Source organism: Streptomyces carpinensis (assembly GCF_002154505.1).
Lineage (GTDB): Bacteria > Actinomycetota > Actinomycetes > Streptomycetales > Streptomycetaceae > Streptomyces > Streptomyces carpinensis.
In genome coordinates this window covers 21149-32380 of the sequence record NZ_MUBM01000127.1, presented here as the reverse complement: position 1 = coordinate 32380, position 11232 = coordinate 21149, and the positions used below count along the sequence as shown (strand labels likewise).

Sequence of the window (11232 nt, the reverse complement as noted above, 5' to 3'; positions counted from 1 at the left end):
GGGGCCGGGTCGTCGGCATCAACTCGGCCATCCGTTCCGCCGACAGCGGGTCGGACTCGCAGACGGGCCAGGCCGGTTCCATCGGGCTCGGCTTCGCCATCCCGGTCAACCAGGCCAGGCGCGTAGCCGAGGAGCTGATCAACACGGGCAAGGCCAGCCATCCGGTGATCGGGGTGACCCTCGACATGAACTACACCGGCGACGGCGCCAGGGTCGGCACCAAGGGACGCGACGGCGGCTCCCCGGTCACCCCCGGCGGCCCCGGCGCAAAGGCCGGCATCAGGGCCGGAGACGTGATCACCGCGGTGGACGGCCAGCGTGTCCACTCGGGTGAGGAGCTGATCGTCAAGACGCGCGCCCACCGTCCCGGCGACCGACTGGAGCTGACCATCGAACGCGGCGGAGCGCAGCGGAAGGTCTCGCTCGTGCTCGGGTCCTCGAACAGTGACTGACGTGAACCTCACAGGGAAGGCGGCCGCGGCCGCGACACGGGACAACACACGGCTGCCGCAAGGCAAACAAGCCGGAAAACTGGTGGTGCACACGCACTCCGACACCTCTGGACGGTACCCGGAGCGCACATGGGGCGGGTACCGTGGACCCGGCCCGGACCACGGATGGACCCGTACAGACCGGACCGCCCGAGGGCCGAGGACACGGACATCGCAAGGAGCTTCAGGTGTTCAATGACATAGGACCGCTCGAGCTGCTGACGATCATCGTCCTGGCCGTGCTCGTGTTCGGTCCGGACAAGCTCCCGAAGGTCATCCAGGACGTCATGCGCACGATCCGGAAGATCCGCGAGTTCTCGGAGAGCGCCAAGCAGGACATCCGCCAGGAGCTGGGCCCGGAGTTCAAGGACTTCGAGTTCGAGGACCTCAACCCCAAGACGTTCATCCGCAAGCAGCTGGAGAACGACGACCTGGGGCTGAAGGAGATCCGCAACGGCTTCGACCTGAAGAAGGAGATGGCCGAGGTCACGGACGCGGTGCACAGCTACGAGTCCGACTCCTCGTCCTCGCCGTCCACCCCCTCCTCGGGTTCGGCCGGCGGCCGGGTCGACATGACCAAGAAGCCCGAGGACTCCGGCCCCGACGACCGCCCGCCCTTCGACGCGGACGCCACATAGTTCACCTGGGCCACAGGTCCCACGGATGCCACACCGGCCCCGCAGGGCCCCGCTAGACCAAGCCGCGCAGGTCATGGGCCTGGCCGCCGTGCCGGGGCCACCGTCCGTTGGCTCCGTGCGGCCTGAACCCGTCCCTCCCACGACCCACGCGCCGGGTGATTTCCCGGCTGCCCGTGGCGGGCTCGATATGCTGCCGAGTTGTTGTGCGGACCGGACGCGTACGCCCGAAGGGGGGCGGGCAGCTCCGGTCCGACGAGAGCGAGGAGGCGTCCGGGTACATGGAGACGACAAGTAGGGCGGTCGCGCAGGCACCGGCCGCGGAGGGCGGACAGCAGCTTCCCTCCGCCCGGCGCACGGTCGACGGCTACCTGCTGGCGCCCTTCCCGTGGTACGGCCTCGACGAGGCCTTCACGGGGCCGCGCTGGCTGATGCAGGTCGGCACCTCGGCCGACGGTTCCGTCGAACACGGTTCGATCGGGCACGGCGACGAGCCCACCGTGCGCAACGAGTTCGTGTCCGGGTCCCCGGACGACCCCAAGGAGAGGTTCACGGTCGTCGTCACGGTCGCAGCCAACCCCGTGCGACGCCTCGCCGACGGCACGGGGCAGTTGGAGGCCACGTCGGTCTCCTCGGCGGCCTGGCTCGCCGGAGTCGGGCTGCTGTCCTTCACCTGGCCCATGCAGATGGACCACGCCCTGCGCGACGACTGGCTGGAGCAGCAGACAGAGACGGCGTGGGTGCTCGCCGACGATCTGACCGGCCCCGACTGGTCGACGCTCTCCCTGCCCGTGGACGGCGTCCCGTCCTCGTTCCACTACCGCGAGTCCGAGTACGGCTGGGTGCTCGCCGGCTCGACTCCGGAAGGGGTGCACGTGGGGGCGTACGGCAGGGGCATGAGCGCGTACGGGCTCGGCTTCGCCAAGATCAAGGACATCACCGCGTACGCGTGACTCCCATGACGAAGGGGGCGCCGTCCGCGCGGACGGCGCCCCCTTCGTCATGAGAGTCCGAGCCCTCGGGCCGAGCGCGTGAGCCCGGGCCCCGGCCCTAGAACTTGTTCTTCGGCGTGATGCCCAGCGACAGTCCCGAAAGGCCCCGCTGCCGGCCGCCCAGCTTGCCCGCGATCGCGCGCAGGGCCGAGCCGGCCGGGGAGTCCGGGTCCGTCAGGACGACCGGCTTGCCCTCGTCGCCGCCCTCGCGGAGGCGGACGTCGATCGGGATGCTGCCGAGCACCGGGACCGACGTGCCGGTGGTGCGGGTCAGGCCGTCGGCGACCACCTGGCCGCCGCCCGTGCCGAAGACGTCGACCATCTCGCCGCAGTGCGGGCAGGGCAGGCCGGACATGTTCTCGACCACGCCGACGATCTTCTGGTGGGTCTGCACGGCGATGGACCCCGCCCGCTCGGCGACCTCGGCCGCGGCCTGCTGAGGGGTCGTCACGACCAGGATCTCGGCGTTCGGGACCAGCTGGGCCACGGAGATCGCGATGTCGCCGGTGCCGGGCGGCAGGTCCAGGAGCAGGACGTCCAGGTCTCCCCAGTACACGTCCGCCAGGAACTGCTGGAGCGCGCGGTGCAGCATCGGGCCGCGCCAGACGACCGGCGCGTTGCCCGGGGTGAACATGCCGATGGAGATGACCTTCACGCCGTTCGCCGACGGCGGCATGATCATGTTCTCGACCTGGGTCGGGCGGCCGTCCGCGCCGAGCATGCGCGGCACGCTGTGGCCGTAGATGTCGGCGTCGACCACGCCCACCTTCAGGCCGTCGGCCGCCATCGCCGCCGCCAGGTTCACCGTCACGGAGGACTTGCCGACGCCGCCCTTGCCGGAGGCGACCGCGTAGACCCGGGTGAGGTTGCCGGGCTTGGCGAAGGGGACCTCGCGCTCGGCCTGGCCGCCGCGCAGTGCGTTCGCCAGCTCCTTGCGCTGCTCGTCGCTCATGACGTCGAGCGAGACGTCGACGCGGGTGACGCCCTCGACGCGCGAGACCGCGTCCGTCACGCGCCGGGTGATCGTCTCGCGCATGGGGCAGCCGGAGACCGTCAGGTACACGGTGACCGCGACCGCTCCATCCGCGCCGATCTCCACGGATTTGACCATCCCGAGTTCGGTGATGGGTCGGTGGATCTCCGGGTCGTCAACCGTCGCCAGCGCTGCGCGCACCGCGTCTTCCGTAGCCATAAGGACGATGGTACGGCGCGCGGCGGCGAGCCAGGGACCCCCGTCAGCGGTCGTCCATGTCACGTCCGCGCGGGTGGTCCGCCGGGAATACGGCGTGTTCGTGATGGCCGTTCTGCCGCTCCTCCAGCTCCTTCATCATGTCCTGCAGCTCGGAGCGGATCCAGTCGCGGGTCGCGACCTCGCCCAGACCCATGCGCAGCGCGGCGATCTCCCGGGTCAGGTACTCGGTGTCGGCGATCGACCGCTCGTTCTGCTTGCGGTCCTGTTCCAGGTTGACCCGGTCGCGGTCGTCCTGCCGGTTCTGCGCCAGCAGGATCAGCGGAGCGGCGTAGGAGGCCTGCAGGGACAGCGCCAGCGTCAGGAAGATGAACGGGTACTCGTCGAAGCGCAGGTGGCGGGGTGCTGCGATGTTCCACACCACCCACACCAGGATCACCACCGTCATCCAGACGAGGAACCGCCCGGTGCCGATGAAGCGGGCGATCCGCTCCGACACCCGCCCGAAGGCCTCGGGGTCGTACTCCGGCAGCAGCTTGCGCCGGGGCGGGCGCGGCTGGTCCAGCCGGCCCGCCCGAGGCCGGCCGGCGGCGGTGGCCCCGGCGGGGTGGCGCTCGCGGGCGCTGTCGCGCTCAGCCGCCATGGGTGGCCACCCCCTTGCCCGCTCCGGCCGGTCCCTCGTCCTCCGCGTCGTTCAGGTGGAACTCCGTCTCCCGCCAGTCCTCCGGCAGCATGTGGTCCAGGACGTCGTCCACGGTGACCGCGCCCAGCAGCGAGCCGGCCTCGTCGACGACGGGCGCCGCCACCATGTCGTAGGTGGCGAAGAACCCGGCGACCAGCGGCAGCGCGGCGTCCGGGGCGAGCGGCTGCAGGTCGTCGTCGAGGATCGAACTGACCAGGGTGTAGGGCGGGTCCCGCAGCAGCCGCTGGAAGTGGACCGTGCCCAGATACTTGCCGGTCGGGGTCTCGTCGGGTGGACGGCAGACGTAGACCTGGGCGGCGAGCGCGGGGGAAAGGTCGCGGTTGCGGACCCGGGCCAGGGCGTCGGCGACGGTCGCGTCCGGGCGCAGCACGATCGGCTCGGTGGTCATCAGACCGCCCGCCGTGTGCTCCTCGTACGACATCAGCCGGCGCATGTCGGCCGCGTCGGCGGGCTGCATCAGGCCCAGCAGCCGCTCCTGCTCCTCCTTGGGCAGGTCACCGAGCAGGTCGGCCGCGTCGTCCGGATCCATCGCCTCCAGGACGTCGGCCGCGCGTTCGCCCTTCAGCTTGCCGAGGATCTCGATCTGGTCGTCCTCGGGGAGCTCCTCCAGGACGTCGGCGAGCCGGTCGTCGTCCAGGGCGGCGGCGACCTCGGCGCGCCGCTTGGAGGAGAGGTGGTGCAGCACGTTGGCGAGGTCGGCGGGGCGCAGCTGTTCGAAGGTGGCGAGCAGGTTCTCCGCACCCTGTCCGTGCTCCTCCAGGGAGAAGCCGGTGACCGCCGACCATTCGACCGTCAGCGTCTCGCCCTTGCCGCGCCGGAACGCGCCCGCCCTGCGGCCCTTGCGGACGAATACCCGGTCCACCTCCCAGTCCCGGCGGGCGGGCAGCTGCTGCACCGACAGGTCCAGGACCGTGACCTCCTCGCCGGTCTCCACCAGCGTCACCCGCCGGTCCAGCAGTTCGCCGAAGACGAGCCGTTCGGTGGGACGCTGCTCGAACCGCCGGACGTTCAGCACGCCCGTGCTGATGACCTGGCCGGACTCGATGCTCGTCACCCGGGTCATGGGCAGGAAGATGCGGCGCCGGGTGGTGAGTTCGACGACCAGCCCGAGCAGGCGGGGCGGCCGGCGGCCGACGCGCAGCATGACGACCAGATCGCGCACGCGCCCCACCTGGTCGCCCGCCGGATCGAAGACGGCGACGCCGGACAGATGCGAGACGAAGATCCGGGGCGCGCCCGCTGCCATGGCTGCGCCTCCTTTGCGTGCTCTGTGATGTGTGGGGCATCTCTCGGGTGTGGTGGGTGTCTTTTCCCCCTTGCCCGCTCAGGTGGGCTTCAGGCTAGCCCGTCCCGTTCGGATACGCCCTGGTGAGCAGTCCGGACGGACTGGCTCCGCCGGGTCCCCACGGCACCGGTACGCTGCGGTACGCCGCTTCGGGTACCACCCGTCGCGCCACTCGCATGCCTCGCACCAGTCGCTCCCGTCAGAAAGGCAGCGCCACCTGTGACTGCGATTCCCCAGGGCCGCCGTACCCGCCGGGCCGCACTGGCGAGCGCGTTGTGCGCTCTGGTCGCCGTCACGGGAGCGGGGCTGACGGGGTGCGCCGGGAAGGACCCGGACGCGGGCACCAACGGCGTCGGCAAACTGCCGGCCGACAGGATCCAGGCCAGAACCCGGGCGGCGGCGGACTCCGCCGGAACCGTCCACCTCTCCGGGAACGTGGTCAGCAACGGCCGTACGTACCAGCTCGACATGCGGCTGAAGCCCGACGGCGGCTCCGGCTCGGTCACCTCGCAGGGCGTGACCTTCCGGCTGCTGCGGGTCGGCAAGCAGCTGTATCTGAAGGCCGACGCCGAGTTCTGGAGCCACGCCGACGGCGACGCCAAGGGCGGCGGGAGCGGCAAGGACACGGGCGCCGCCGACAAGCTCGACGGCAAGTACGTGAAGGTGCCGCAGGGCGACCCCGCGTACCAGCGGTTCAGCGGCTTCACGGACAAGAACGTCCTCCTCGACGGCCTGCTGACGTTGCACGGCACCCTGGCCGCGGACGGCCACCACGAGCAGTCCGGCGTCCGTACCATCCGCGTCACCGGCGGCAAGGGCTCGGGCGGCACTCTGGACGTGTCCCTGGAGGGCACGCCCTACCCGCTGCGCCTGGTGCGCGCGGGCGGCGCGGGAACGCTCACCTTCTCGGAGTGGGGCAAGGACTTCGCCCTGACCGAACCGGACCAGAGCGACACGGTCGACTACGGCAAGCAGCTGCCGGCATCCTGAGGCACTTTTTGTCCCTTGCCGCCCCGGGGCGGCCGCCTGTGCCGGCTCACGCCTGCTTCCGCCGCCGCTTCCTCAGCAGCAGCCGGGGCAGTGCCGCCGGGATCGGCCGGCGGGTCGTCGCCGGGGTCGGCAGCGGTGCCGTCGCCAGCGAGCCGTCCGGCAGCGGCGCGGTCGTCCCGGTCGGTTCCAGGCGCACGACCCGGCACTCGCGGGCCCACCGCGTGGTCATGGCCTCGCCGTCGGGTGCGTTCAGGCGCTTGCCCTTGAGTTCGGCCACCGCCGCCTGCCACGCCTCCGACTCGGGTGCGAGCTCCACGACCTTCGCCGACCACGTGACCAGGCGGCCGCCCTTGTCCTTGCTGCGCACCGTCACCTCGGCGGTGCCTCCGTCGGTCAGGTGCGGCAGGGGCTGCTCACCGGGGCCGTCGCCGACCAGACAGGCCGCGCCCTCGTGCCAGACGTGCCACAGGGCACGGGCCGGGACGCCGGGGCCCTTGACCCAGATGAGGCCGGACTTCTTCGTGGCCTCCTCGACGAGGGCCTGGTCGAGCAGCTCGCTTGTCATGGCAGAAGCCTAACGAGGACCGATGCCGTGCCCACGAGGGCCGATGGCGGGACGCCCCCCGGCACCGGGACGGGCGCTCACAGCCAGCCGTTCCGCTTCAGCGTGCGGTGGATGCCGAGGCAGATCGCGACCGTGATGCTCATGATCACCGGGTAGCCGTACTTCCAGTGCAGCTCGGGCATGTACTTGAAGTTCATGCCGTACACCCCGCACACCATCGTCGGCACGGCGATGATCGCGGCCCATGCGGTGATCTTGCGCATGTCCTCGTTCTGCGCCACGGACGCCTGGGCGAGGTTGGCCTGGAGGATGGAGTTGAGCAGTTCGTCGAAGCCGATGACCTGCTCCTGGACGCGGGCCAGGTGGTCGGCGACGTCCCGGAAGTACTTCTGGATGTCCGGGTCGATCAGCCGCATCGGCCGCTCGCTCAGCAGCTGCATGGGCCGCAGCAGCGGCGACACCGCCCGCTTGAACTCCATGACCTCGCGCTTGAGCTGGTAGATCCGGCCGGCGTCGGTGCCGCGCGGAGTCCGGCCCCGACCCGGTGAGAACACCTCCGTCTCGACGTCGTCGACGTCGTCCTGAAGGGCGGAGGCGACCGCGATGTAGCCGTCGACGACATGGTCGGCGATGGCGTGCAGCACGGCGGAGGGCCCCTTGGCCAGCAGCTCCGGGTCGTCCTGCAGCCGGTGCCGCAGCGCGCGCAGCGAGCCCTGGCCGCCGTGCCGGACGGTGATGAAGAACTCCCGCCCGGTGAAGCACATGACCTCGCCGGTCTCGACGACCTCGCTGTTGGCGGTGAGCTGGTCGTGGTCGACGTAGTGGATGGTCTTGAAGACGGTGAAGAGGGAGTCGTCGTAGCGCTCCAGCTTGGGCCGCTGGTGCGCCTGGACGGCGTCCTCGACGGCCAGCGGGTGCAGCCCGAACTCCGAGGCGATACCGGAGAATTCGGCCTCGGTCGGCTCGTGCAGCCCGATCCAGACGAAGCCGCCGTCGCGCCGCACCTGGCGCATCGCCTCCTGCGGGGTGAGCGGCGTCGAAGTCTCGACGCGGGCACCGTCGCGGTAGACGGCGCAGTCCACGACGGCGGACAGCGTCGCCGGGTCGCGGGTGGCGTCGTACGCGCCGGTGTCCTTGCGCGGCGCAGGACGGGACGGGCGGACCACGGCACGCAGGTCACGGATCATGGACATGGCGGGGCTCCTTCGCGACGAGCAACGAAGAGCCGCCGAGGGCGGTCGGAACTGCCCGGAATGAGGACGTCCGGTGCGCGGATGTTTCGCACGTCCACAAAGCGGGGAGCACCGCACCGTCGCGGTGGCGGGCTTCATTGCTGATTCAGCTACTGACGCAGATCAGGCAAAGCGAGACGAAGTGCTCTTCCGCGTGAAGGCGCGCATACGGGAGGCGATAGCCAGGTACGAGCAGACGCAACCGGTAGGGCTGCGTCAGAGGCGGGAAGAGCGGGTGCTACTGCACGGTCGACTTCGATCCATGACAGCCCCACCTCCTCCGGCCGGTCCCTCGTAAGGGAGTTCCATCGGCGTCGGGACTTGATGGCGACGCTTCTGCGTGCTGCCCCGAACCACCGGGCAAGAGTATCAGTCGGCCGACGTGTCAAGGTGCTGCTTTGCCCGCTACTGACGAGTTCTATGCTCGCCGCATGGTTGATGTTCTTCCTCTGGTCGAGGCCCGGTTGCGTTCCGCGCTGGGCGAGCCGGACGCCCGGGCGGCGGTCACCTTCCTCGGCACGGACCGCGTCGAAGTGCTGCGCTTCGCCGGCGAGGACGGGGAGGGCGCCATCGTCCGCTACGCCACTCTCGGCATGTCCGCCCACCCCATGACGGACCCCACCGCGGTGCTCGCCGACCCCGTCAAGGGGCCGCGCGCCGAACTGGTCCTGTCGGTCCGGGCCGGCCTCGCCGACACCGACAAGGTGCTCCGCCCGCTTGCCGTGCTGGCCGCGTCGCCGCAGGTCGAGGGTGTGGTCGTGGCCCCGGGCGCCTCGCTCGACGTGGGGGAGCCGCTGTGGCCCGGCGCGCCCTTCACCTCGGTCCTGGTGGCCGAGCCGGGCGGTCTGGTGGAGGACCTCGAGCTCGACGAGCCGCTGGACCCCGTGCGGTTCCTGCCGTTGCTGCCGATGACGCCGAACGAGGCCGCCTGGAAGCGCGTGCACGGCGCGCAGGCCCTCCAGGAGCGCTGGCTGACGAACGGGACGGACCTGCGGGACCCAGCCCGCGGGCCCGTCCCGCTGGAGTGACCGATATCACCCAACCAATCGCCGGGGGGCGTCAGTTGGCGAAGACCGTGACGCCGTCCTCGGTCGCGTGCTGAGGCTGGTGCTCCTCAGCCTCGTGGGAGAGCGCCCGGCGGCGCACCAGGACCACGAGCGCGCCCACGAGCGCCGTGGCACCGGCGACCACGAACGGGATGTGCAGGTCGGTCCACTCCTCGATCTTCGGCGCCAGGTAGGGCGCGGCGGCGGCCGCGAACCAGCGCACGAAGTTGTAGCCCGCGCTCGCCACCGGGCGCGGCGCGTCCGACACGCCGAGGGCGAGCTCGGTGTAGACGGTGTTGTTCACGCCGATGAACGCGCCGGACAGGATCGTGCAGACGATCGCGGTGGTGTGGTCGCCGTAGCCGAGCACGACCACGTCGGCGGCGAGCAGCACCAGCGAGCCGCCGAGCACCTTCAGGGAGCCGAACCGCTTCTGCATGCGCGGCGCCACGATCACCGAGAAGACGGCGAGCAGCAGGCCCCAGGCGAAGAACACCGCGCCCGACTTGTAGGGCGTCATGTTCAGCACGAACGGTGTGAAGGCCAGCACCGTGAAGAACGTGTAGTTGTAGAAGAACGCCGAGACCGCCGCCGAGGCGAGACCGCCGTGGCCGAGCGCCTTGATCGGGTCCAGCAGTGTGGTCCTGCGGGCCGGCTTGGGCTGTTCCTTGAGGAACGCCGTGATGCAGACAAAGCCGATCGCCATCAGCGTGGCCGTGCCGAAGAACGGGTAGCGCCAGCTGACGTTCCCGAGGACCGCGCCGAGCAGCGGGCCGCACGCCATGCCGAGGCCGAGCGCCGACTCGTAGAGCAGGATCGCGGCGGCGCTGCCCCCGGCCGCCGCGCCGACGATCACCGCGAGCGCGGTGGAGACGAACAGCGCGTTGCCCAGGCCCCAGCCGGCCCGGAAGCCGACCAGTTGGCCGACCGAGCCGGAGGTGCCGGCCAGGCCGGCGAAGACCACGACGAACGCGAGGCCGAGCAGCAGGGTCTTGCGGCCGCCGATGCGGCTGGAGACGAAGCCGGTCAGCAGCATCGCGACGGCGGTGATCAGGAAGTACGAGGTGAACAGCAGGGAGACCTGGCTGGCGGTGGCGTTCAGGCCCTTGGCGATGGAGGGGAGGATCGGGTCGACGAGTCCGATGCCCATGAAGGCGACGACGGACGCGCCGGCCGTCGCCCAGACTGCCTTCGGCTGCCGCAGGATGCTGCCCGTTCCCGCATCGAAGGGGTCCGCGCCCATGCGTGATGCTCCAATCCCGGTGAGATCGCCGTGCGTGAGTGTCCGCCCGGTCGGCCGAGCAGATGGTTGGCTTATGCACATACTAAGTTAGGTCTGCTAATTAATGCAATATGCATCTAGTGCGGTCCGGTCAGGTGTTCCCTCCGGACGGGTGATCGTCCTTGACGCGGCGCGGTCCGGGTAGGACCGTGGGGCCCTATGAGGGGCGAACCCAGTTGCCCGAAGTGCGGTGGCCGGGTCAGGGCTCCCGGACTCTTCAGCGACGCCTGGCAGTGCGAGGTGCACGGGACGGTGTATCCGCTGCAGCCCGTGATCCCGCCCAGCGTCGAAGCCCTCGGCGTCGTCGTGCACCGTACGCAGGTGCCGGTGTGGATGCCGTGGCCGCTGCCGGTCGGCTGGCTGTTCACCGGAGTGGCCTACGCCGGTGACGAGCGCAGCGGTGGCCGCGCCACCGCCGTGGCCTGCTCGGGACCCGGTCCGCTCGGCGGCATGGGGGAGCTGATCCTCGTCGCGGAGGAACTCGGCGTCGGCCTCGGCGCGCACTACGCCGGCATCGACGGCCCGGACCCCGGCCCGTCGCTGAACGTCGAGAAGCCGCCGGACGCCAAGGTGCTGGCCGGCGGCCGTCCCACCCCGCTCTGGCACGTCTCCGGTGCCCCGGTCGACCGTGCCGTGTTCGCGGGCGAGGCGCGCGGGCTGTGGCTGTGGGCGGTGGTGTGGCCCGAGCAGTCGGGGCTGCTGATGTACGACGAGCTGGTGCTGGCAGACCTGCGGGACGCGGGCGCCGAGCTCGAGCTGGTGCCGTGCGGAGCGCTCTCGCCGCGGCTGCTGCGCCCGTAGGCGTGCCGTACCGGGAGAGCG

The 11232-nt window shown here is 70.9% G+C and carries 12 protein-coding genes; 6 read left to right on the top strand and 6 right to left on the bottom strand.

Going from position 1 to position 11232, the window contains the following annotated elements:
- The 3 genes from BZY54_RS17890 to BZY54_RS17880 form a co-directional block, all read left to right on the top strand.
- The coding region (locus BZY54_RS17890) for a S1C family serine protease (RefSeq protein ID WP_143668070.1) at positions 1–452 on the top strand (452 nt) is incomplete at its 5' end.
- 227 nt (positions 453–679) lie between these two features.
- Positions 680–1129 carry a sec-independent translocase gene (locus BZY54_RS17885; RefSeq protein WP_086726201.1) on the top strand — a complete coding sequence of 150 codons (450 nt, stop codon included), beginning with the start codon at positions 680–682 and terminating at the stop codon, positions 1127–1129.
- A 278-nt stretch (positions 1130–1407) separates the two neighbouring features.
- Positions 1408–2079: a hypothetical protein gene (locus BZY54_RS17880; protein ID WP_244217210.1), complete on the top strand. Its 672-nt coding sequence runs from the start codon at positions 1408–1410 to the stop codon at positions 2077–2079.
- A 97-nt stretch (positions 2080–2176) separates the two neighbouring features.
- Here BZY54_RS17880 and BZY54_RS17875 read toward each other — a convergent pair whose 3' ends face one another.
- Genes BZY54_RS17875 through BZY54_RS17865 form a run of 3 tightly spaced genes read right to left on the bottom strand, consistent with a single transcriptional unit; the run spans position 2177 to position 5256 of the window.
- On the bottom strand, positions 2177–3310 hold the full coding sequence (locus BZY54_RS17875; RefSeq protein WP_086726199.1) for an Mrp/NBP35 family ATP-binding protein: 1134 nt from the start codon (positions 3308–3310) through the stop codon (positions 2177–2179).
- A gap of 43 nt (positions 3311–3353) precedes the next feature.
- Positions 3354–3950, bottom strand: coding sequence for a DUF1003 domain-containing protein (locus BZY54_RS17870; RefSeq protein WP_086726198.1), 597 nt, complete (start codon positions 3948–3950; stop codon positions 3354–3356).
- The gene (locus tag BZY54_RS17865) at positions 3940–5256 is read right to left on the bottom strand and encodes a magnesium transporter MgtE N-terminal domain-containing protein (RefSeq protein ID WP_086726197.1); all 1317 of its coding nucleotides are present in this window, start codon (positions 5254–5256) and stop codon (positions 3940–3942) included. The genes BZY54_RS17870 and BZY54_RS17865 overlap by 11 nt, the downstream gene beginning before the upstream one ends.
- Positions 5257–5514: 258 nt before the next feature.
- Here BZY54_RS17865 and BZY54_RS17860 point away from each other — a divergent pair, with 258 nt between their 5' ends.
- Positions 5515–6285: a hypothetical protein gene (locus BZY54_RS17860; protein ID WP_208640687.1), complete on the top strand. Its 771-nt coding sequence runs from the start codon at positions 5515–5517 to the stop codon at positions 6283–6285.
- Positions 6286–6331: 46 nt separating this feature from the next.
- Here the strand turns inward: BZY54_RS17860 and BZY54_RS17855 are convergent, their stop codons facing one another.
- Together BZY54_RS17855 and BZY54_RS17850 are read right to left on the bottom strand one after the other, a co-directional pair.
- Positions 6332–6850, bottom strand: coding sequence for a hypothetical protein (locus BZY54_RS17855; protein ID WP_086726196.1), 519 nt, complete (start codon positions 6848–6850; stop codon positions 6332–6334).
- Between the two features lie 77 nt (positions 6851–6927).
- Complete coding sequence (locus BZY54_RS17850; RefSeq protein WP_086726195.1) at positions 6928–8043, bottom strand: magnesium and cobalt transport protein CorA; 1116 nt, start codon at positions 8041–8043, stop codon at positions 6928–6930.
- 470 nt (positions 8044–8513) lie between these two features.
- Here BZY54_RS17850 and BZY54_RS17845 point away from each other — a divergent pair, with 470 nt between their 5' ends.
- Positions 8514–9110 (top strand): suppressor of fused domain protein, encoded by a 597-nt coding sequence (locus BZY54_RS17845; RefSeq protein ID WP_086726194.1) that lies wholly within the window; start codon positions 8514–8516, stop codon positions 9108–9110.
- Between the two features lie 31 nt (positions 9111–9141).
- Here BZY54_RS17845 and BZY54_RS17840 read toward each other — a convergent pair whose 3' ends face one another.
- Positions 9142–10371, bottom strand: a complete 1230-nt coding sequence (locus BZY54_RS17840) for an MFS transporter (protein ID WP_086726193.1) — start codon at positions 10369–10371, stop codon at positions 9142–9144.
- 198 nt (positions 10372–10569) lie between these two features.
- Here BZY54_RS17840 and BZY54_RS17835 point away from each other — a divergent pair, with 198 nt between their 5' ends.
- Entirely contained in the window at positions 10570–11211 is a 642-nt protein-coding gene (locus BZY54_RS17835; protein WP_086726192.1) for a DUF6758 family protein, read from the top strand.
- The last annotated feature ends 21 nt before the right edge of the window (positions 11212–11232 follow it).